Raw genomic sequence first — 21,416 nt, 5'->3', positions numbered from 1 at the left:
TCCTCGCGCAGGCCGAATTCGCGCGCGAGCTCGGGCAGGAGCGTGCCGGAGGGCGCGCTGCCTTCGGCGAGCGAGGGCATTTGCGCGCGCGTCATGTTGCAGGCGTCGAGCAGGGCGTCGGACCAGTCGCGCTTCGCCACGTCGAGCCAGAGCGTGCCCGCCGCGTCGGACGGATCGGAGACCTTGCCGCCTGTGAGGCAAAGGCGCAGGTAGTCCTTCGGCAGCAACACGCAGGCCGTTTGCCGGAAGATTTGCGGCTCGTGGCGCGCAACCCACAGCAGCTTGGGCGCGGTGAAGCCGGGCATCGCGAGATTGCCGGCAATGCGATGCAGTTGCGGCGCACGCGCCGTGAGCTCGGCGCATTCATCGACGGCCCGCATGTCGTTCCACAGGATCGCCGGGCGAAGCACGTTGTCGTGCGCGTCGAGCAGCACGGCGCCATGCATCTGCCCGGAGAGGCCAATGCCGCGCACCTGCGCGAATGCTTGCGGATGGGCCTCGCGCAGCGCGGCGAGCGCGCGGCGCGTGCCATTCCACCAGTCGGCGGGATTCTGCTCGGACCAGCGCGGGTGTGGCCGCGACACGGTGAAGGGCGAGCCGGCGGTGCCGATCACGCGGCCGTCGGGCGCGAGCAGCAGGACTTTCACTTCGGAGGTGCCGAGGTCGATGCCGAGATACATGGGCGCGCTGAAATCGTAATGAGGGTTGCGCTACTTTATCCGCGCGCCGGGCGCGACGCCATGCGCGCCGACCCGCAGGGCGCGCTTGGCGCGTGTTCGACCGGTTGCCCGAATCGATCGAATCGATCGAATCGCAGGTTGCGATCAAACGCTGCAGCCGCGAGAGGCGAGCCACCGGTCCACGCGCGCGAGCGCGCCGCGCACGGCGCTGTCGAGCGTCGAGTTACCGGCGAGGCTGCCCCAGAGCAGCTTGTCGGCGAGAAATGCCGCGGCAGGCTCGCCGCTTTCGAACATGCGGTGCACGGCTGGCTCGTCCATCACGCCGTCCTGGTAGCGGTAGGGCAGCGTGCCCTTGTGCCAGCGCTCGAGAAAGCGCAGGAAGAGCGCGGGAAGCACGGCCGTGGCGGCGGGCGTGGCGCCCGCGGCGATGCGCTGCGCGAGCGTCGGCGCGATGAAGCCGGGGATCTTCGAATAGCCGTCGGCGGCCACGCGCTGGTTCGTGTCCTGGATGTACGGGTTGCTGAAGCGTTCGAGCACGACGTCGCGATACTTCGCGAGATCGAGCGGGCTCGGCGTGAGGCAGGGGATCACGTCCTCGCTCACGTATTCGCGCGCGAAGCTGCGGATATCGCTGTCGTTCGTGCCTTCGTGGATGTAGTCGAGGCCGATCAGCGTGCCGGCCCACGCGATGCAACTATGCGTCGCGTTGAGGATGCGGATCTTCGCTTCCTCGTAGGGCATGACCGACTCGACGAGCTCCGCGCCCGCGCGTTCCCACGCGGGCCGCCCCGCGCAGAAGTGATCCTCGATCACCCACTGGATGAACGCCTCGCCCATCACCGGGCAGGCGTCGTCCACACCGGTCGCGGCCTTCACGCGTTCGCGCACGTCGGGTGTGGGGCGCGGCGTGATGCGGTCGACCATCGAGTCGGGGCAGGACGTGTTCGCGTCGAACCAGTCGCGCAGCGCCGTCGCGCCGCGCAGCGCGAGGAATTCGCGCATGCCCGCGTGAAAGCGCTTGCCGTTGCTGCGCAGGTTGTCGCAGGTCTGCAGCGTGACGGGGCCGCCGTTGCGCGCCATGCGCGCTTCGAGGATCGCCGCGAGCGCGCCGTAGATCGTCGTGCGCGCACCGGACAGATCGGCGGCGAGGTCGGGGTTCGCCGTGTCGAGGCGATCGTGCTCGTCGAGGTAATAGCCGCCTTCGGTCACCGTGAACGCGATGATCTTGCACGCCGCTTCGGCGCCCGCGTCGATGAGGCCGGCGAGGTCGGCGGACCACGGCAGCACGCGCGTGATCGAGCGGATCGTCTCGTAAGCGCGCTCGCCCTGTGGCGTGACGGTTTCGAGCGTGTACACGCCGTTTTGCGCGGCGAGCGCATCGAGCACGGCGTTCATGTCGGAGCGGATATTGCCGACGGTGAGCGACCACGTCGGCTCGTCGGGCTTGCGCGCGAGATTCACGCGATGCAGATACCACGCCTGATGCGCGCGGTGGAACGACCCGGCGCCGATGTGCAGGATCACGTTCGCGTCGCCGCGTTCGCTGTTCATAGGTGTCTCCTGTCTCCTGTGGAGCGCGCTGAGTCGCGTCCCATGCAGAGCTGATCGTGCCGCCTGGCTTGTGCGCGCCTTACACGCGCATCTCACGCCGGCCGATTTTGGCGATCGGCTGGAAACGGAACAATTGCTCACTGAATGAACGAATGATCTTATCCGGGCGCAGGAAAGTCAAGCGAGGGCGGCGAGTTTCAGTGGCGCGGTGCGAGGCGGCGTGACGCGCGCTCGGGGCTGAGGCCCGCTACGTGGGCGATAGAGGGGTGTGTTGTGGCGCACAAGGCGCCCGATACAGGAATTGCGAAGAGGATGGGAGAGGGGCGAGGCGGGCGTATAGGTGCGCTCGCCCTAACCGCCAGTGCGCTCCGCCGCCGCGACTGCCGCGACGGCTGTGACAGCCTGCGCGGTCGCATCCGCCGCGCAGCAATCCACGACGATGCGCTCCGGCATCGCGCGCAGCCAGGTGAGCTGGCGCTTGCAGAGCTGGCGCGTGGCGAACACGCCCTTGTCGCGCATGGTGTCGTAGTCGATCGCGCCGTCCAGGTATTCCCACACCTGCCGGTAGCCCACGCAGCGCATGGAAGGCAGGTTCGGGTTCAGGTCGCCGCGCGCGCGCAGCGTCTTCACCTCGTCGACGAGACCGCCCGCGAGCATGGCGTCGAAGCGTGCTGCGATGCGCGCATGCAGCACGCCGCGCTCCGACGGTTCGAGCGCGACCGGCACGAACCGATAGCGAGCGGCTTCGTCCTCGCGCGTGGACGGCGTGGCGAGCAGCACCGACATCGGCTGCCCGGCCAGCATGTAGATTTCGAGCGCACGCTGGATGCGCTGCGAATCGTTCGGCGCGAGGCGCGCCGCCGTGGCCGCGTCGACCTGTGCGAGGCGCGCGTGCATGGCGGGCCAGCCTTCGCGCGCGGCGTCGGCGTCGAGTTGCGCGCGCACGGCCGGGTCGGCCGAGGGCAGGTCGTTGAGGCCTTGCGTGAGCGCCTTGTAGTAGAGCATCGTGCCGCCCACGAGCAGCGGCACGTTGCCGCGCGCCACGATCTCGCCCGTCACGCGCAGGGCGTCGGCGCGAAAGTCGGCGGCGGAATACGCATCGACGGGATCGACGATGTCGATCAGATGGTGCGCGACGGCCGCGCGCTCCTCGACGCCAGGCTTCGCGGTGCCGATGTCCATCTCGCGATAGACGAGCGCCGAGTCGACGCTCACGATCTCCACCGTGCGCCCGTGCGCCGCCTGCTGCGCGGCATAGGCGAGCGCCGCCGCCGTCTTGCCGGAGGCCGTGGGGCCGAGCAGGCAGGCGACGGGCAGCGCGCGGGCATCCTTGCTGCCGGCCGGTGTATTCGACTGCGTCATTGACCGCGCATGAAGAGCCGATCGAGATCGGCGAGCGTGAGCTGGTACCAGGTCGGCCGGCCATGATTGCACTGGTCGGCGCGCTCGGTCGCTTCCATCTGGCGCAGGAGCGCGTTCATCTCGTCGAGCGTGAGGCGCCGGTTCGCGCGCACCGCGTGATGGCAGGCGAGTGTGCCGAGCATCTCGTGCTGGCGCTCGGTTAGCACGCGCGAGCCGCCATAGGCATGCAGGTCGGTGAGCACGGCGCGCGCGAGCGCCTGGAGGTCGGCGTCCTTGAGCAGCGCCGGCACCGCGCGAATCGCGATCGATGTGGGCGAGAGCACGGCGAGGTCGAAGCCGAGCGCCTCGAGCGTGGCCTTTTCTTCCTCGACGGTGCCGGTTTCGATGGGATCGGCCGTCATCGAGATCGGAATCAGCAAGGGCTGCACGGCCAGCGAGCGCTCGGCGAGCGCCTGCTTGAACTGCTCGTAGAGGATGCGCTCGTGCGCGGCGTGCATGTCGACGATCACGAGGCCGCGCGCATTCTGCGCGAGCACGTAGATGCCGTGCACCTGGCCGAGCGCGAAGCCGAGCGGGTGATCGTCGCCGGCTTCGAAGGCGGCATGTGCGGCGTGGGCGGCCATTTCACCGGAGGCGCCAAGTGAGCCAATCGAGCCGGCGGCATCTTGCGCCTGCGGCACGGTCGCGCCTTGCGCCGTTCCCGCGCCGACGTCCTTGCGGCCGAAGAGGGCGTCGTAGAGCGCGAGCGGCTGCGCGACGGGCAGGCTGCCTTGCGTCATGCGCGACTGGCGCAGCCAGGTGTTGCCGCTGCCCGAGCCGGCGCCGCCGCTTGCCGGCGCGAAGCCCGACGTGCGCGAACCCGCGCCGCCCGCGCCGCCCGAGCCGCCGAAGCTGCTCGCGACGCTCGCGGTGCCGAACTTGCCGTCCTCGCCGAAGCCGCCGGCCGTGCCCGGGGCACCTGGGGCAGCGCCGCTACGCGAAAAGCCCGGCGTGCCAGCCGTGCCCGCGGCCAAACCGGCGGAGGTGCCCAGCACGCCCGCGCCCGGCATGGGCCGCGGCTCGATGAGCGCGGCGTGGCCGCCCGAAGTCGTCTCGGGCGAGGCGCCCGCATGGCGCGCGAGCGCGCGCTGCACGGCATGAAACACGAACTGGTGAATCGAGCGCGAATCACGGAAGCGCACTTCGATCTTCGAGGGATGCACGTTCACGTCGACGGCCTCGGGCGGCAGGTCGAGGAACAGCACGTACGACGGATAGCGGTCGCCGTGCAGCACGTCCTCGTACGCCGAGCGCACCGCGTGCGTGAGCAGCTTGTCGCGCACGAAGCGGCCGTTCACGAAGAAGTACTGCTGGTCGGCGCGATTGCGGCTTGCCGTCGGCAGGCCTGCGCAGCCGTAGACGGCGAGCGGCCCCGCGCGCTCGTCGAGCGGCAGGTGCGCGGTGGCGAACACTTCGCCAAGAATCTTCGAGACGCGCGTGCCCGGATCGCTCGCGTTCCAGTGCTCGACCGCGCGGCCGTTGTGCAAGACCGAGATCGCCACGTCGGGGCGCGCGAGCGCGCTGCGGCGGATCATCTCGAGACAGTGGCCGAGCTCGGTTTGCTCGCTCTTCAGGAACTTGCGGCGCGCGGGCGTGTTGAAGTACAGCTCGCGCACCTCGATGGTCGTGCCCTGGCCGCCCGCCGCCGGCGCAATCGCGCCCGTGTGAGCGTCGATCTTGACGGCGTGCGGCGCTTCGGCGCTGCGGCTCGTGATCGACATCTCGGCCACCGAGGCGATCGACGCCAGCGCTTCGCCGCGAAACCCGAGCGTCGCGACGCTCTCCAGTTCGGCGAGCGAGCGGATCTTGCTCGTGGCGTGACGCATGAGCGCGAGCGGCAACTCGCCCTCGGGAATGCCGCAGCCGTCGTCGGCGATCGAGATGCGCTTCACGCCGCCCTCGTCGAGCAGGATGCGCAGCGTGCTCGCGCCCGCGTCGAGCGCGTTTTCGAGCAGTTCCTTGACGACCGAGGCCGGCCGTTCCACCACCTCGCCCGCGGCGATCTGGCTGATCAACTGGTCGGGCAGCGGCTGGATCGCACGCGCGGGCCGCGCGGCGCGCGGTGCGGCCGGGGTATCGGCGGCATCGGCGGCATCGGCTTGAGCCGAATCGTGCGCGGCGCCGGTGAGTTCGGGATTCGAAGACATGCGCGCAATTATAACGAGTCGGCGCGGCCTGCCCGGCGTACGCACGACGCCCGAATGCGGCGCACGCACGCGGTGCGTCTACTGTGCAGTTGCCGTGCTTTGTGCGCGCATTCACCCAAATTAAGCGAATTCTTCGTGACGCCCGGGCACTTTCGGTATCATGGCGCGGTCAATTTTGCTTCTCGCGCAACACTGGGCGAACGCGCTTTTTCGGGCGCGCGGCCCACGATCAATAAGGGACACTTTTGGATACGCTGCTGCAGTTCGCGAACCTCGTCTTGCACATCGACAAGTTTCTAGGGGTCTTCATCCACCAGTACGGTGCCTGGGTCTACGCGGTTCTGTTCCTGATCGTCTTTTGCGAAACCGGGCTCGTGGTGCTGCCGTTCCTGCCGGGCGACTCGCTGCTCTTCATCGGCGGGGCGTTCGCGGCCACGCATGAAATGAATCTCGGCTTGCTGCTCGTGCTGTTGATCGTCGCGGCGATCACGGGTAATACGGTCAACTACCTGATTGGCCGCGCGATCGGGCCGGCGGTGTTCAATACGCGCATTCGCGGGCTCGAACGCTTTCTCGATCGCGCCGCGCTGCAGAAAACGCACGACTTCTACGAGCGCCACGGCGGCAAGACCATCGTGCTCGCGCGCTTCATTCCCGTCGTGCGCACCTTCGCGCCGTTCGTGGCCGGCGTCTCGCAGATGAGCATGCAGCGCTTCCAGCTGTTCAACGTAGCGGGCGCGCTCTTCTGGGTGCTGCTGCTCGTGCTGCTCGGGTTCTTCTTCGGCAACATTCCGTTCATTCGCCAGTACCTCAACGTGATCGTGCTCGTCGGCATCGGCGCGGCGATCGTGCCGGTCCTGATCGGCGGCGTCTGGAAGATGATGCGCAAGGATGCGCGCGGCGGCGCGCTGCGCAAGCCGAACGGCGGCTGAGGGCGCTTTTTCCTCGATTTGCCCTGGATTTACCCAAGATTGGCCCTCGATTCTTTCTCGAGCGGCAACGCAAAAAAACGGCATTGCCTGCGAGGGCGATGCCGTTTTTTCTGGAGGCTACTTCGGGAAGCGAGGCGCGACGCGCTACGAGCCCACGCGGCGAATGAGCGACGGCGTTTCGGGCGTAGGGTAGCCCGCATTCCTGAAGGTCTCGACGATCGCGCGGTTGGTGTCGAAGTAGACCTGCCAGTAGGACGCGTTGTTCGTATAGGGCCGCACGGCCAGCAGCGGTCCTTCGGGCGTGAACGAGAGAATCTCGACGTCGGGCGCCGGCTCCGGCGAAACGTTCGGAATCTTCGCGATGGCCTCGCGCAGGCGGCTGGCGGCATCGACCGGATCGACGCCGTTGGCGATCTTCGCGGTCAGCTCGACGCGGCGTACCGGCGTTGCGCTGTAGTTCGAGATGGTGTCCGAGAAGATCTTGTTGTTGCCGACGATGTTCACCACGTTGTCCGGCGAGATGATGGTCGTGCCGAAGATGCCGAGCTCCTTGACGGTGCCCGTCACGCCGCCCGCCGTCACGAAGTCGCCCACCTTGAACGGTCGCAGCACCTGCATGAACACGCCCGCCGCGAAATGCGCGAGCAGGCCGCCCCACGCCGTGCCGATGGCGAGGCCGAGACCGGCGAGCAGCGCCGCGAACGAAGTGGTCTGCACGCCGAACACCTGGAGGATCGCGAGGACCAGCAGCAGGTTGAGCACGGCGGCGAGTATCGAGCTCAGGTAATGCGCGAGCGTGGGATCGACGCGTTCGTTTCGCCCGAGCACCTTGCGCAGCAAGCCGGCGATGATGTTGATTGCCCAGCGTCCGATGATCCACAGGACGATCGCCGCGACGACCTTGGTCCCGAAGTCGATGCCTCGGGTCATGACGAATGCGCGGATGGTTTCGAGATCCAAAATGCCCTCGCTTGTGTCGTTAATTGAGCTCGAATGGACGTGCAACTGACATGCGAACTGCCGGGACGGCAAGCTGAAGCGACTGCGCACCAGCGGCCCGTCTTGCGTGGCGCCCGAGTCGGCGCTGCGGGACTCGCTCGGGTCGACCGGTGACTGCGGATCGACGAGGGGCGATGCTGGCGGGAGCATGACGGGCGTAGTGGCGTTCCGTCGTCTGTTCCTCGGTGCATTTATAGGCGAAGCGGCGAAAGCTTGCATCCAACGTGCCCGGTCGCGTCGGGATTGACGCTGCGCGGGGTTCAGTTGGCGCATCGGCAATTGTTACGGCACGCGCGCGCATTCGGCTGTATCGTTGCGCGAACGGTATGGACACGACAAAGGAGGGCCGCCATGACCATGAGCTTGCACAACAACGATCTCCGCCTCATTACCGTGAAGCTCGACGAGCTGCGTCCCACGCAGATCACCGTTGGTTACCGGGAGGTGAACGCCAAGCGCGAGCACTGGAGCACGCTGGACAAGAAGGGCCGCGAGGCGGCCATCGACTCCCACTGGTTTCCCGCCGTGCTCGGGCCGAAGGCGCGCTACTACGTGGTCGACCACCACCACCTGGGACGTGCGTGGCTCGAGGAGGGCGTGGCGAGTGTGCGCGTGACCGTGCTCAAGGATCTCTCGTGGCTGGAGCCCACCATTTTCTGGCGCATGATGGAGCACAACCAATGGGTGCATCCGTTCGATGCGGCGGGCGAGCGCTGCGACTTCGAGCAGTTGCCGAAGCAACTCCTGGGGCTGGCCGACGACCCGTATCGCAGCCTTGCGGGCGAGCTGCGCACGGCGGGCGGGTATGCCAAGGATGCGACGCCGTTCAGCGAATTCCTGTGGGCCGACTATCTGCGCCGCAAGGTGGCTGCGACGCGCCTGCACAAGGACTTCCATGGTGCGCTCGCCGACGCGCTCTCGCACGCCCACAATCCCGAAGCCCGCTATCTGCCGGGCTGGTCGGGCGTGGTGCCCGCAGCGCCGGCTGCCGCCCCGGCGGCCGCGCCGGACAAAGGCGGCAAGAACGGCAAGAGCGGCAAGAACGATACGGGCGGCAAGAGCAAGAAGGGCTGAAGCGGTGGCCGCGCGCAGGTGTGGCTTGTGCGGTGGCTCGTGTGGGATGCGCGCCGCGCGAGACGTAGCGTCTCGCGCGGCTTACATCGGCAGTGTCGATTTGCTGTATGGAGACGTCTCGATCTCGAGCGCGCTTGCCGGCGCTTTGCGTGCCTCGCGCCGGCGTGCGTAGCCCACGGCGAGTAGCGCGAGCAAGGCGGCAAGCACGTAGGCGAGAGCCCGTTGCGGATACGTCTCGCTCGGGTTGTGCACTCGCCAGGGGCCACTTGCGTCGGCGAACACGAGGAAGGTGATAGCCGTATCGAACGTGAGCGCGGACGCCATCAAGCCCAGGAAGATGCTCGTGCCGTACAGCGCGAGATCGGGGCGCGCGCAGCGAATGAGCCAGCAACCCACGCGCGCGCCGACGAGCAAGGCGAGATTCGAAAGCAGAACAGCGATGAAGTTGACCATGATGCGAGATGCCCGATCTGGCGAAGTCAGGCTCGCGCAGGGTCTGCAAGGCGACGCAAGCGCTGCGAGCCCATTCCCCGACGTGTTCCCCGGCGAGCGAAGCTGCGATCCTGGCATGGCGATGCATCTCGATAAATGCGGACAACTGAACGCTCGGCGCGCTCGGACGGCGTAAGTCGCCGCGCTCGCCAGGCGTGGCGCGGCTCGCGCGGGTTTGTGAAGCATTGTCAAGCGTGTGCGCGGTTGCGTTCGTACAACGGATGTGGGCTCGTGCGTGCGCGCTCCGGCTTCAGCGCGCGTCTGGCAACGGCGCTTGCGGCGGCGTGCCGTGCGTCAGGTAGTGGCTGAGCCACTCGCTCGCCGGGCCGCGCGCTGCATCGGTTCGATGGATCAGCGAGACGTTGTAGTTCACCGAGCTGCCGTCCGCGAGCGCCACGCGCACGAGCCGCCCGGCTTCGAGGTCGGCCTCCACGAGATGCCTCGGCATCGACCCCCAGCCCAGCCCCGCGAGCAGCAGCCTGTGCTTCGCGCCGAGGTCGCCGAGCTTCCAGGCGCGGTTGCTGTACACGCCGAAGGTCTGTCCTTCGGTGAGGCGGCTGCGGTCGGTCAGAACGAGCTGCGTATGCTCGCGCGCGTCGGAAATGCGCACCGGCTGCTCCGCCCTGGCGAGCGGATGGCAAGGCGCCGCAACGAGCACGAGCTCGACCGTGCCGATGGCTTGCGCCTCGATCACGTGCGGCCAGTTCTGGTTTGGCCCGCTGATGCCGAAAGCACAGTCGCCGTCGAGCACGAGCTTGAGCACGCTGCCGAGCGCTTCCATCGCGAGATTGAGCGCAACCGTCGGGAACGCGAGCGCGAACGCCTGCAAGGCCTCGACGAGCCGCTGCGACGGAAACATCACATCGACGGCCACCGAGACCTCGCCCTCGAGGCCGCGCTGCAGGCCCGCGGCCTTGGCGTTAAGCTGGCCCATGAGCAGATCGAGGCGGCGCGCGTCGGCAAGGATCGCGCGGCCCGCAGGCGTGAGCTCCGGCTTGCGCTTGCCGCGCGCGAAGAGCGCGACGCCCAGCAGCGCTTCGAGATTGGCGATCGTATAGCTGACCACCGACTGCGCGCGGTCGAGTTGGCGCGCCGCGGCCGAGAAGCTGCCGGTCTCGGCAACGGCAATCAGCGCGCGCAGCTGTTCGAGGCTAGGGGAGCGGTCCATCGTCGATGTATCGAAAAAGTAGATAACAACGATCCATTTTAGACGATTGTTTGAATATGTTTGGCCGGGTAAAGTGCACGCTTCGAATATTGGAGTCGTATGCCGATGAACCCTTCCGTCAAGGCCGCCGGCCGCTATAGCGGCTTCGCCATGCTGCTGCACTGGCTGATCGCCACGCTGATCGTCTGGGGCTTCGCACTTGGCTGGGTCATGACCGACATCCCCGGCATCACGCCCACCAAGCTGCGCTACTTCTCGTGGCACAAGTGGATCGGCGTGACCGTGCTCGCCCTCGTGCTCCTGCGGATTCTGTGGCGCGTCACGCATGCGGCCCCCGCGCTGCCGGGCTCGATGCACGGCTGGGAAAAGTGCGCCGCACATGCGGGCCACTTCGCGCTCTATGTGCTGATGGTCGCGATTCCGGCGACGGGCTACCTCTACAGCTCGGCGGCCGGCATTCAGGTCGTGTACCTCGGCATCTGGCCGCTGCCCGTGCTGATCGGCCCCGACACCGCGCTCAAAGGCGTGTTGCGCATCGTGCACGTGGCGCTTAACTACACGTTGCTCGCCGCGGTCGTGTTGCACGTGCTCGCGGTCGTCAAGCATCAATTCATCGACCGGCAGAACATCCTCGCTCGCATGCTGCCGTTCGGTACGCCGCGCGACTGATTGCCCGGCCGGCCCTCGCGAGGGGCGCGCCGAACCCATTGCCCTAAGCATTCCACCTTGGACCGACTACCCATGATCCAACGTCTTGCCCGTACCGCTTCTGTCGTCGCGCTTGGCGCGGCACTCGCCGCAGGCGCGGCTTTCGCCGTGAACGCCAATGCGGCCGCCGAAGCCGCGAAAAACTCCGTGACCGCCGTCTTCAAGCAGATGAACGTGCCTGTCGAAGGCCGCTTCAACCGCTTCACCGCGGACGTGCGCTTCGATCCGTCCAACGTCGCGGCTTCGAGTGCGAAGCTCGACGTCGAGGTGGCGAGCTTCGACATCGGCGCACCGGAATACAACAAGGAAGTCGCTGGCGACGAGTGGTTCGACGCCGCGCACTTCCCGCGCGCGACCTTCGTCTCGACGCAAATCAAGCCGGGTGCGAACGGCGCCTTCACGGTTGCCGGCAAGCTGACGATCAAGGGCAAGACGACCGATGTCGTCGTGCCGGTGCAGTACCGCAAGGACGGCGCGAACCAGGTGTTCGACGGCACGCTGCCCATCAAGCGCCTCGCATACAAGATCGGCTCGGGCGAGTGGAAGGACACCTCGGTCGTCGCCGACGACGTGCAGATCAAGTTTCACATCGTGTCCGCCGCGCATTGACGCGTGCCGGCCACTCATTTTTCACGCAGTCCCTCTCGCATCAGGAATCACTTCATGAAGACCACGATTTTCGCCGCCGCGGCAGCTGCCGCACTGGCCGCCGCCATCGCCACGCCCGCCTTCGCGGCCGCCACGACCTACAACCTCGACCCGACGCACACCTACCCGAGCTTCGAAGCCGATCACTTCGGCGGCGTCTCGGTGTGGCGCGGCAAGTTCACGAAGAGCTCGGGCACGGTGACGCTCGACCGCGCGGCGAAGACGGGCACGGTGGACGTGACGATCGATGCGTCGTCGATCGATACCGGCAACTCGACGCTCGACAAGCACGTGGGCTCGGCCGAATTCCTCGACACGGCGAAGTACCCGACGGCCACCTACAAGGGCACGTCGATCCGCTTTGACGGCGACAAGCCGGTGGAAGTGATCGGCACGTTCACGCTGCACGGCGTGACGAAGCCGCTGAACCTGAAGATCGATTCGTTCAAGTGCTTCCAGAACCCGATGCTCAAGCGCGAAGTGTGCGGCGCCGACGCTTCGGCGCAATTCGACCGCGCGGATTACGGCGTGAACTGGGGCGAGTCGTATGGCTTCAAGACGGCCACGACGCTGCAGATCCAGGTGGAAGGCATCAAGGCCGAATGAGCTCTCGCGCGGCCTTGGCCGCGCATCGCAGGTGCTTTCACGAAGAAGTCCGTGTGCTTTTCTGGCGCACGGCTTCTTTTGCGTGCTGCCGCGTGTGCGCCGTTTAGCGATTTCGCTCGCGAAACATTTGCGGACTACGGCGACGCTCGATCACGATGATAATAATCAGCATAACGAAATATCATGCGAGGCGTGGACCGCGGCCCCGCTACGAAAGATCGTCGCGCAAAGCAAAAAGCCCAGTCCGGAGACTGGGCTTTTCGTTTGATTCTTTGGTAGGCCGTACTGGATTCGAACCAGTGACCAACGGATTAAAAGTCCGCTGCTCTACCAACTGAGCTAACGACCCAAAAGAGAAGCGGGATTATAGCTGGGCACGCGAGAAGCGTCAACTATTTTGCCCCAAAACCAATGGAAAAAGCCCGAGGCACGCTGTGCCCCGGGCCTTCCTTATACGCGAGAGGCGCATTTCGCGGTACAGGCATCAGAGCATGCCGCCGCGTCACGCCAAAACCAGCCAGCAGCGCTTATTTGAGCTCTGAAAGCTTGCTCTGCGCCGTCTGGGCGACATCCGAGCTGCCGTATTGCGCGACGATCTGCTCGAGCGTGCGCTTGGCCGCAGCCTTTTGCCCCTGCTCGATCTGATTGTTCGCAATCGCCAGCAGCGCCTCGGGGGCGCGCGGATGTTGCGGGTAGTTCTTGACCACGCTCTGCCACGTGGCGGTCGACCCCTTGTAGTCCTTCAGCGCATAGAGCGCGTTGCCGAGCCAGTATTGCGCCGTCGGCTGGTAAGGACTCTGCGGATACTTCGAGATGAAACTACGGAACGATGCAGCCGCGTTCTTGAAGTCGCCGTTGCGGAACTGCTGCGAAGCGGCGTTGAACGCATCCGTCTCACCCGGTTGGACCGTGCCTTGCATACCGTCCACGGTCTGTTGTTGCGGCTCGAACTTCTTGAGTCGCGTGTCCAGATCCGTGTAGTAGTCCTTCTGTTGCTTCTGCAGGGTCGCCAACTGGTTCGCCATGTCCTCGTTCTGTCCGCGCAACGTCGCGACCTGCTGGTTCAGCTGGTCGAGATGGTTGGACTGGTCGAGGATCGTGCGCTGGGCGGCGGACAACTGGCTCGCCAGGCTGTCCGTTTTCGCGCGCAGGTCGAGAATCGCCTGGCGCGCCTGATCGTCATCGAAGAGACCCGCGTGAGCGGGCAGCGCCGCAAAGGCGAACCCAGCCACGCAGGCGGCTGCGGCTGCCCGCAGCGGGGAGATACGGTGCGACATACGCCCCTTCATCCAATGCTCAATTACTGTTGATACACGAGGTCAGCACGGCGGTTCTGCGCCCACGATGCTTCGTCGTGGCCCAGTGCGACCGGCTTTTCCTTACCGAGGCTGACAGCTTCCATTTGCGAATCGGGCACGCCCATCAGCGAGAGGGCGCGGCGGACCGCTTCAGCACGCTTCTGACCCAGCGCCAGGTTGTACTCGCTCGTGCCGCGCTCGTCGGTGTTGCCCTGGATCAGGACGTGACGTTCCGGGTGCGTCTTGAGGTATTGCGCGTGAGCTTGCAGCAGCGACTGGTAGTCGTCCTTGACGGCATAGCTGTCGAAATCGAAGTACACGCTACGCTTGGCGAGCGGGCTGTTCGGGTTGTTCAGTTCGTCGACATTCACCTGGGCAACCGCGTTCGGGTTCGGTTGCGTGCTCATCGCGCCGGCCTGATTCTCTTCCTTGACACCCGACTTACACGCGGCAAGCGCGCCAATCATCAACACGGCCAAGGCCAGGCGGATTTTCTTCGACATCATTTCTACTCTCCTGAAGTGTTATTGCATAAAGGGACCCCAGGACGGCTCGCGTACGCTGCCGCCCTGAACGGACAGGATTTGCCGCGTACGACCGTCGGTCGAAACGGCAGCCAGCACGCCACGGCCGTTCACCTGTGTGGCGTAAAGAATGTACTGACCGTTCGCCGCGAAGCTCGGCGATTCGTCATGTGTCGTGTCAGTGAGCGCCGTGGCGACACCGGATTGCAGATCTTGAATGTACAGTTTAAATCCGCCACCCGTGCGTGAGATGTACGCCAGTTGTTTGCCATCGGGGCTGACCCGCGGGCTCGTATTGTAGTTGCCGGTGAACGTCACGCGCTGTGCCGCTCCGGCGCTTTCGCCCTGGGCCGGCATCTTGTAGATCTGAGGCTGGCCGCCGCGGTCGCTCGTGAAATAAATCCAGCGTCCGTCAGGAGAGTAGGTGGGCTCGGTGTCGATCGTCGTGCCTTGCGTGAGGCGGCGCAGACCGGAGCCGTCGGCGTTGACGGCGAAGATCTGCGTGTTGCCCGTGCGCGACAGGGCTACTGCGAGCGTGCGTCCGTCCGGCGACCAGGCGGGCGCCGAGTTGTTGCCCTTCTGGTCGGAGATGATGACGCGGCGACCCGTGGGCAGGTCATGCACGTAGACGATCGGCTTCTTCTTTTCGAAAGAGACGTAAGCGACCTTGGTGCCGTCGGGCGACCAGGCCGGCGAGATGATCGGCTCGGGGCTCGAGAGCGCGATGTGCGCGTCCTGACCGTCGGAGTCCGAAATCTGCAACTGGTAGCGGTTGCCGGTCTTGATCACGTACGAAAAACGCGTGGCGAACACGCCGCGATCGCCGAGCAGCTTTTGATAGATGTAGTCCGCAACCTTGTGCGCGGTCATGCGCAGTCCGGCTGGCGGGCTCGTCAGCACGAGGCCGCCGAGGCTTTCGCCCTTAACAGTGTCGTAGAGCTTGAAGCGCACTTCGTACTGGCCGTTGGCGAGCTTGTTCACGCTGCCCGCGACGAACGCATTGGCGCCCTTGGCCTTCCAGCTGCCGAGGTCGACGGAGTCGTTCTCCGAGACCGGCGCACTGCCCGCATCGATATTGGTGAATTTGCCGCTGCGAGCAAGGTCGGCGCGGACGATGGCCGCGACCTGCTCGGGCGAATTCGCTTCGCCGGCGAAGTTTGCCGTCGCGATGGGGAACTGGGTGGAGCCCACGCCGGTGACGAGGACGTTGAGTTGTGCGTTCGCTGCGCCGCCCGCCGTAATCAGGCAAGACGCGACGAGGGTTCGCAGGCCAAGCTTCGTCATCAAACTCATACTGTGATGTTTCCTGAAAAAGCAATTTTTGTCATACCGCGCAACAGCAGAATGACCCGGAAATGTTCGATTCGTTCCTTGGTCTGCTGCTTCATCCACTGTCGCGCGCCGGCTTTCCTCAATGCTTCTGAACCTCGTTGCCGCCGTTAGCCTCCCGGGCGCAAGGTAATCAAAAAGCTCGACGGTGCTTTGCCATCCGTGTCGAGCGGCATCGGATCCGAGCGCTGGACGGCGCGCAATGCGGCGTCGTCCCACTGCGAATTACCGCTGCTGCGCGAAATCTTCGCCGAGAGCAACGTGCCGCTAGGTGCGCAGCGCACTGCGATCTCTGTTTCGAGCCCCGCCGTCTCGCCCGCCCAGATGATGTTCGGCTGTACGCGCCTCCGCACCTTGTCTGAGTAGCCCGGCGAAGCCGCATTGCCGCCCGAGCCGCTGCCGGTGCCGCTCTTCGCGAGACCGTTGCCGCTCGAACCTTCGCCGCCGCCCATCGCGCCCTGCATCTGCGCGATGCGCGCGCGACGTTCCGCGTCGAGCTTCTTGGACTGGGCTTCGGCCTGCGCCTTCGCCTTCGCGGCCTTCTCGGCGTCGGCTTTCTTCTGGGCCTCGAGCTGCGCCTGCTTTTGCTGCTCTTCCTGTTGCTGCTGCTTCTTCAGTGCGTCCTGCTGCTGCTTGAGCTTTTCGGCCGCGGCCTGCTGTTGCGCTTGCTGCTGCTTGAGCTTCTCCGCCTTTTGCTGGGCGGCGAGCTGCGCAGCCTGCTGGGCCGCGAGCTGCTGCTGGCGCTTCGCCTCGGCTTCCTGCTGCTGCTTGATGCGCTGCTGCTCGGCCAGTTGCGCCTCGCGCGCCGCCTCTTGCTGCTTACGCTTTTGCTGTTGCAGCGCGATGTCGGCTTCCTCGGTTTGGGGCGGCGGCGGGGCAGGGGCAACCGGCGCGGGCGGCGCTACTGGCTGCGGCGTCGACATGTCCGGCACCTCCGTCCACAGCTCCGCTTCGGCGCCCGCTGGCGTGCTGTTTTGCCAGTGGATCCCGTGATAGAGGAAGAAGGCCAACAGCACGTGCATGAGCACCGCGAGCGTGAGAGCACGTCCCGTGCCACGTTCGCGCGGAGGCTGCAGCGGATATGAATCGTTCTTCCGGGTCATTGCGATTTGACGAGCAGTCCGACGCGCTTGACGCCATGTGACTTCAGGTCGGACATCACGTTCATCACGGTCTCGTACTTGACGGACTTGTCGGCGGCGATCACGACGGGCTGGTCGGGATGGTTTTGCTCGCGATCGGCGACGAAGCTGTTGAGATCGGCGCGCGTCATGTTTTCCTGCTGCGTGGCGCCGGAGTCATCCTTGTAGCGTACGCTCAGATTGCCGTCGGGGCGAATGTTGACCACTACCGGCGGGGTTTGCTGCTGCTGCGACGCCCCGCCGACGGTCGGCAGATTGACGATGGACGGCGCGACGAGCGGCGCCGTCACCATGAAGATCACGAGCAGCACCAGCATCACGTCGATATACGGCACGACGTTGATGTCGGCCATCGCACGGCGTGAGCGGCTGCCTCGCATGCTCGAACGAACTGAGCCTGCCATCTTCGACTCCTTGCTGACTGGTGAAGATTAGTGGGCCTGACGCTGCAGGATGTTCGAAAATTCTTCGATGAAGGTTTCGAAGCGGATCGCGAGCCGGTCGATGTCGTGTGCGTAGCTGTTGTACGCGACCACCGCCGGAATGGCGGCAAACAGACCGATTGCGGTCGCCGTCAGCGCTTCGGCAATGCCGGGCGCGACGTTGGCGAGCGTCGCCTGCTGCACGTTCGCGAGGCCACGGAACGCGTTCATGATCCCCCAGACCGTGCCGAAAAGACCGATGTACGGGCTCACCGAGCCGACGGAAGCGAGGAACGAGAGGTTCGCCTCGAGCGCATCCATCTCGCGCTGGAAGGCCGCGCGCATCGCGCGGCGCGCGCCGTCGAGCACGAGGCTCGGATCGTTCAGGCGCTTTTCTTTTGCCTTCAGGAATTCGCGCATGCCCGATTCAAAGATACGCTCGAGCGCGCCGATTGTGTGACGGTTGTTCGCCGCACTCTGGTAGAGCGCCTGCAGGTCGCCGCCAGACCAGAAATCGCGCTCGAAGCGCTCGGTCTGGGTGCGCGCCCGGCGGATGGCAAACCACTTGCGGAAGATAAAAGTCCAGGAGATCAGCGAAAGGAGCAGGAGAAGCCCCATCACCGCCTGTGCCAGGATGCTCGCATTAAGGACGAGAGAGATGATCGATAGATCTTGTGTCGTGTTCATAAAGGTTCGTTTTGACGTCCCGAAAGGGGCGAGCGGCTGCAAGACAACGTGAGGCTTCCCGTAGGCGTTTGGGAAGCTTTCGCGCCGTCGCGGCCGAACCCTGCTTGGTCCTGCATTGACCGGCGCGAGTTCACTGGCGTCGTATCAACGGTAATTACTGCACCGCCGTTGACACGGCGTGCAGGTCTTTCTGCGGCCCACGTTGCAAGGCTTCATGAACGTGGGGAGGAATGGGGGCGGGGCGCATGGCTGCCCCATCGACGCAGGCAACGCGGATCACGCCCGTGACGAGCAACGTGCCGTCGCGCCAGGCTTCCTGCACGAAGTCGACCGAAGCGCGGCCGAGTTTCTCGACGCGGCTCACGGTTGTGACGACGTCGTCGAGTCGCGCGGGCAAACGGTAGTCGAGCGCGGTGCTGCGCACCACGAAGAGCACGCCCGTTTCCTCGGCGAGCCGACGCTGATCGACGCCGCACGCGCGCAGCCATTCGGTACGCGCGCGTTCGAAAAACTTCAGGTAATTCGCGTAAAACACGATGCCGCCGGCGTCGGTGTCCTCGTAATAGACCCGGACCGGCCACGTAAAACCGCGCCCGGCCGGGCGCGCCGCCGCGTCCGGCTTGCTGGTGGAATTTTCCATGCCGCGCATTCTACCGGAACGCGCAGCCCCAACGCCTTTCGTACGAGCGACGAATGTAATTGAAACGTAAGCTATCTCTAGCCGCGATGGATGCTAAGGCCGGCGAACGACTGGGCGACGGGCATCAGCTCGATCGTATTGATGTTGACGTGCGCCGGGCGCGTGGCGATCCAGTAGATCGAGTCGGCGATGTCCTCGGCCGTGAGCGGCTGCACGTCTTTGTAGACGTTGGCCGCCTTGGCGTCGTCGCCGCGAAAGCGCACGTTCGAAAACTCGGTGCCTCCGCACAGGCCCGGCTCGATGTCGGTCACGCGCAGCGCGGTGCCCGCGAGGTCCGCGCGCAGGTTCAGGCTAAATTGGCGCACGAACGCCTTGGTCGCGCCATAGACGTTGCCGCCCGGATACGGCCAGCGGCCCGCCACCGAACCCAGGTTGAAGATGTGGCCGCGGTTGCGCTCGACCATGCCGGGCAGGAAAGCGTGCGTGACCTGCACGAGCCCTGTGCAGTTGGTGTCGATCATGGTCTCCCATTCGTCGAGGTCGGCCTTTTGCGCGGGCTCGACGCCGAGTGCGAGGCCCGCGTTGTTGACGAGCACATCGACGGCGGCGAATTCGGGCGGCAGGGAGGCGGGCGCGGCCTCGACGGCGGCGCGCTCGCGCACGTCGAGCTCGATGGGCAGGAGGGCGTCGCCGAGTTCGGCGGCGAGGGCGTCGAGGCGGTTCTTGCGGCGGGCGGTGGCGACGACGCGATGTCCGCCCCTGACGAAGGCCCGGGCGATGGCGGCGCCGAAGCCCGCGGACGCGCCGGTAACGAAGACGATCATGATGACTCCCTGGTCGGTGGAAGGCGAGGAAAGGGGAAAGCCTACTTCCAATGCCGCGTCGCGGCAAGGAAGGGGCAGAACGCGCGCGGCTCGCATGGCGGGCATCGCCGGGGCCGCAGACACGGTCGAAAACACGGCGAAAGGTGCGCTGGCGAAGGACGGGCGCGGGCGGTTGCCTATTCCCGGTTGATCCAATACACTAACGCGCTCAATCCCTGCGTGACTGGCGATAGGGTCCCGGAATAGCCGCGCGATGTGACAGTAATGCGAGGCAGTAATGCGCGCGCTATTGGGGGCTGAAGGTGGAACGACCCACCGTGAAGCGCAGGGTGCCGTTTTGCCGTTCGCCTGGGCAGCCGAAAACCGCGCGCTTTCGTTAGCGCTGCTGGGGCTGCCCTGCCTCGCGTGTGCGGCACCTTCTTCCGCCACGTCAAGGCTGGCCTCTTCGCCAGCAGCGCCGCGTACCCGCTACGCGTTCCGCGCGAGACCCGGTCAACCTGAACACACTTAACGGAACCCGTATGTTTGACAGAGCCGAAAGCACCATCGCCAACGTCGATCCCGAACTCTTCAAGGCGATCGAACTCGAGAACCGTCGCCAGGAAGAGCACATCGAGCTCATCGCGTCGGAAAACTACACGTCTCCGGCGGTCATGGCCGCTCAGGGTTCGCAGCTCACGAACAAGTACGCCGAAGGCTATCCCGGTAAGCGCTATTACGGCGGCTGCGAATATGTGGATATCGTCGAGCAGCTCGCGATCGACCGCGTGAAGCAGCTGTTCGGCGCCGAAGCCGCGAACGTCCAGCCGAATTCGGGCTCGCAGGCCAACCAGGGCGTGTTCTTCGCCATGCTCAAGCCGGGCGACACGATCATGGGCATGAGCCTCGCGCACGGTGGCCACCTCACGCACGGTTCGCCGGTCAACATGTCGGGCAAGTGGTTCAACGTCGTGAGCTACGGCTTGAACGAAGCCGAAGACATCGACTACGACGCCGCAGAAAAGCTCGCCCAGGAACATAAGCCGAAGCTCATCGTGGCGGGCGCCTCGGCGTTCGCGCTGCGCATCGACTTCGAGCGTCTCTCGAAGATCGCCAGGAGCGTGGGCGCGTACTTCATGGTCGACATGGCGCACTACGCGGGCCTCGTGGCTGCGGGCGTCTACCCGAACCCGGTGCCGTTCGCCGACTTCGTCACCACGACCACGCACAAGAGCCTGCGCGGCCCGCGCGGCGGCGTGATCCTGATGAAGGCGGAGTTCGAGAAGCAGATCAACTCGGCCATCTTCCCGGGCATCCAGGGCGGTCCGCTCATGCACGTGATCGCCGGCAAGGCCGTGGCGTTCAAGGAAGCGCTTTCGCCGGAATTCAAGACCTACCAGCAGCACGTGGTCGAGAACGCGCGCGTGCTGGCGGAAACGCTGGTCAAGCGTGGCCTGCGCATCGTTTCGGGCCGCACGGAAAGCCACGTGATGCTCGTGGACCTGCGCGCGAAGAACATCACCGGCAAGGCTGCGGAAGCCGCGCTCGGCGCTGCGCACATCACGGTCAACAAGAACGCGATCCCGAACGACCCGGAAAAGCCGTTCGTGACGAGCGGCATCCGCCTCGGTTCGCCGGCGATGACGACGCGCGGCTTTGGCGTGAAGGAAGCCGAGCAGGTGGGCAACCTGATTGCCGACGTGCTCGACAATCCGGAAGACGCGGCGACGATCGAGCGCGTGCGCACGCAGGTCGCCGAGCTGACGAAACGCTTCCCGGTTTATCGCTAAGCCTGGCGCCGACTCAGTATGCGCTGCCCCTTCTGCCGGCACGAAGACACGCAGGTCGTTGACTCGCGCGTGTCCGAAGACGGCGCCGCGATCCGGCGCCGCCGCCGCTGCCCGGCCTGCGACAAGCGTTTCACGACGTACGAGCGGGTCGAGCTGGCCATGCCTGCCGTGGTCAAGAAGGATGGCAGCCGCACGGAATTCGACCGCCGCAAGATCATGGCGAGCATGCAACTGGCGTTGCGCAAGCGCCCGGTTGCGGCCGATGCGATCGACGCGGCGGTTGCCCGCATCGAATATCAACTGCTCGGCAGCGGCGAGCGCGAAGTGCGCAGCGAGCGTCTTGGCGAGCTCGTGATGGCCGAGTTGCGCGAGCTC

Annotated in this window: 21 protein-coding genes, 1 tRNA gene, 1 pseudogene and 1 riboswitch; of the genes and pseudogenes, 7 read left to right on the top strand and 16 right to left on the bottom strand. The window is 65.7% G+C overall.

Annotation, left to right across the window (positions count from 1 at the left end; genetic code table 11):
• The 4 genes from VMJ11_RS25720 to mutL all read right to left on the bottom strand — a co-directional run.
• Nucleotides 1-680, bottom strand: a 680-nt coding sequence (locus VMJ11_RS25720; protein WP_325623038.1) for an FGGY family carbohydrate kinase, incomplete at its 3' end; no start/stop codon positions are given.
• 144 nt (nt 681-824) lie between these two features.
• A complete protein-coding gene (dalD, locus tag VMJ11_RS25715) occupies nt 825-2,231 on the bottom strand; it encodes a D-arabinitol 4-dehydrogenase (protein WP_325623037.1) in 1,407 nt (468 codons plus the stop codon).
• Between the two features lie 351 nt (nt 2,232-2,582).
• Complete coding sequence (gene miaA / locus VMJ11_RS25710) at nt 2,583-3,593, bottom strand: tRNA (adenosine(37)-N6)-dimethylallyltransferase MiaA (protein WP_325623035.1); 1,011 nt, start codon at nt 3,591-3,593, stop codon at nt 2,583-2,585.
• The gene (gene mutL / locus VMJ11_RS25705; protein ID WP_325623033.1) at nt 3,590-5,779 is read right to left on the bottom strand and encodes a DNA mismatch repair endonuclease MutL; all 2,190 of its coding nucleotides are present in this window, start codon (nt 5,777-5,779) and stop codon (nt 3,590-3,592) included. The genes miaA and mutL overlap by 4 nt, the downstream gene beginning before the upstream one ends.
• 245 nt (nt 5,780-6,024) lie before the next feature.
• Here mutL and VMJ11_RS25700 point away from each other — a divergent pair, with 245 nt between their 5' ends.
• Entirely contained in the window at nt 6,025-6,711 is a 687-nt protein-coding gene (locus VMJ11_RS25700) for a DedA family protein (RefSeq protein ID WP_325623032.1), read from the top strand.
• Between the two features lie 144 nt (nt 6,712-6,855).
• Here the strand turns inward: VMJ11_RS25700 and VMJ11_RS25695 are convergent, their stop codons facing one another.
• Entirely contained in the window at nt 6,856-7,671 is an 816-nt protein-coding gene (locus VMJ11_RS25695) for a mechanosensitive ion channel family protein (protein WP_325623030.1), read from the bottom strand.
• 390 nt (nt 7,672-8,061) lie between these two features.
• On the opposite strand from VMJ11_RS25695, the pseudogene VMJ11_RS25690 reads away from it, so the two are divergent.
• A pseudogene (locus VMJ11_RS25690) lies at nt 8,062-8,688 on the top strand (ParB-like protein); the annotation flags it as partial.
• Nucleotides 8,689-8,865: 177 nt separating this feature from the next.
• Here VMJ11_RS25690 and VMJ11_RS25685 read toward each other — a convergent pair.
• Both VMJ11_RS25685 and VMJ11_RS25680 read right to left on the bottom strand, forming a co-directional pair.
• Nucleotides 8,866-9,237, bottom strand: a complete 372-nt coding sequence (locus VMJ11_RS25685) for a hypothetical protein (protein ID WP_325623028.1) — start codon at nt 9,235-9,237, stop codon at nt 8,866-8,868.
• Between the two features lie 289 nt (nt 9,238-9,526).
• The gene (locus tag VMJ11_RS25680) at nt 9,527-10,444 is read right to left on the bottom strand and encodes a LysR family transcriptional regulator (RefSeq protein ID WP_325623026.1); all 918 of its coding nucleotides are present in this window, start codon (nt 10,442-10,444) and stop codon (nt 9,527-9,529) included.
• Between the two features lie 99 nt (nt 10,445-10,543).
• Here VMJ11_RS25680 and VMJ11_RS25675 point away from each other — a divergent pair, with 99 nt between their 5' ends.
• From VMJ11_RS25675 to VMJ11_RS25665, 3 genes are all read left to right on the top strand, one after another.
• Nucleotides 10,544-11,113 (top strand): cytochrome b, encoded by a 570-nt coding sequence (locus VMJ11_RS25675; protein WP_414694470.1) that lies wholly within the window; start codon nt 10,544-10,546, stop codon nt 11,111-11,113.
• Nucleotides 11,114-11,185: 72 nt separating this feature from the next.
• Nucleotides 11,186-11,761 (top strand): YceI family protein, encoded by a 576-nt coding sequence (locus VMJ11_RS25670; RefSeq protein ID WP_414694469.1) that lies wholly within the window; start codon nt 11,186-11,188, stop codon nt 11,759-11,761.
• A gap of 54 nt (nt 11,762-11,815) precedes the next feature.
• A complete protein-coding gene (locus VMJ11_RS25665; protein ID WP_325623023.1) occupies nt 11,816-12,406 on the top strand; it encodes a YceI family protein in 591 nt (196 codons plus the stop codon).
• Nucleotides 12,407-12,679: 273 nt separating this feature from the next.
• On the opposite strand, the gene VMJ11_RS25660 is transcribed toward VMJ11_RS25665, so the two are convergent.
• The 9 genes from VMJ11_RS25660 to ydfG all read right to left on the bottom strand — a co-directional run bounded on the left by VMJ11_RS25660 (nt 12,680) and on the right by ydfG (nt 19,272).
• A tRNA-Lys gene (locus tag VMJ11_RS25660) sits at nt 12,680-12,755 on the bottom strand.
• A gap of 178 nt (nt 12,756-12,933) precedes the next feature.
• Complete coding sequence (gene ybgF / locus VMJ11_RS25655; RefSeq protein WP_325623022.1) at nt 12,934-13,683, bottom strand: tol-pal system protein YbgF; 750 nt, start codon at nt 13,681-13,683, stop codon at nt 12,934-12,936.
• Nucleotides 13,684-13,706: 23 nt separating this feature from the next.
• Entirely contained in the window at nt 13,707-14,210 is a 504-nt protein-coding gene (pal, locus tag VMJ11_RS25650) for a peptidoglycan-associated lipoprotein Pal (RefSeq protein ID WP_325623020.1), read from the bottom strand.
• Between the two features lie 18 nt (nt 14,211-14,228).
• Nucleotides 14,229-15,521, bottom strand: coding sequence for a Tol-Pal system beta propeller repeat protein TolB (gene tolB, locus VMJ11_RS25645; RefSeq protein WP_325623040.1), 1,293 nt, complete (start codon nt 15,519-15,521; stop codon nt 14,229-14,231).
• A 146-nt stretch (nt 15,522-15,667) separates the two neighbouring features.
• Complete coding sequence (gene tolA, locus VMJ11_RS25640) at nt 15,668-16,660, bottom strand: cell envelope integrity protein TolA (protein WP_325623018.1); 993 nt, start codon at nt 16,658-16,660, stop codon at nt 15,668-15,670.
• Nucleotides 16,657-17,103 carry a protein TolR gene (tolR, locus tag VMJ11_RS25635; protein WP_325623016.1) on the bottom strand — a complete coding sequence of 149 codons (447 nt, stop codon included), beginning with the start codon at nt 17,101-17,103 and terminating at the stop codon, nt 16,657-16,659. Before tolR ends, tolA begins: the two co-directional genes overlap by 4 nt.
• A 27-nt stretch (nt 17,104-17,130) precedes the next feature.
• The gene (gene tolQ, locus VMJ11_RS25630; protein ID WP_325623014.1) at nt 17,131-17,808 is read right to left on the bottom strand and encodes a protein TolQ; all 678 of its coding nucleotides are present in this window, start codon (nt 17,806-17,808) and stop codon (nt 17,131-17,133) included.
• 154 nt (nt 17,809-17,962) lie between these two features.
• A complete protein-coding gene (gene ybgC / locus VMJ11_RS25625) occupies nt 17,963-18,457 on the bottom strand; it encodes a tol-pal system-associated acyl-CoA thioesterase (protein ID WP_325623012.1) in 495 nt (164 codons plus the stop codon).
• 68 nt (nt 18,458-18,525) lie between these two features.
• Nucleotides 18,526-19,272, bottom strand: coding sequence for a bifunctional NADP-dependent 3-hydroxy acid dehydrogenase/3-hydroxypropionate dehydrogenase YdfG (gene ydfG / locus VMJ11_RS25620; protein WP_325623010.1), 747 nt, complete (start codon nt 19,270-19,272; stop codon nt 18,526-18,528).
• A 209-nt stretch (nt 19,273-19,481) separates the two neighbouring features.
• Nucleotides 19,482-19,633: riboswitch (ZMP/ZTP riboswitch) on the top strand.
• A 160-nt stretch (nt 19,634-19,793) separates the two neighbouring features.
• On the opposite strand from ydfG, the gene glyA reads away from it, so the two are divergent.
• Nucleotides 19,794-21,041, top strand: a complete 1,248-nt coding sequence (gene glyA / locus VMJ11_RS25615; protein WP_325623008.1) for a serine hydroxymethyltransferase — start codon at nt 19,794-19,796, stop codon at nt 21,039-21,041.
• Between the two features lie 18 nt (nt 21,042-21,059).
• Nucleotides 21,060-21,416 (top strand): transcriptional regulator NrdR (gene nrdR, locus VMJ11_RS25610; protein ID WP_325623006.1); only part of this gene is annotated, 357 nt, incomplete at its 3' end.

The organism is Paraburkholderia sp., from assembly GCF_035501035.1.
Lineage (GTDB): Bacteria > Pseudomonadota > Gammaproteobacteria > Burkholderiales > Burkholderiaceae > Paraburkholderia.
Note: the sequence above shows the minus strand (reverse complement) of the source record. Positions and strands in the feature narration are given on the sequence as shown.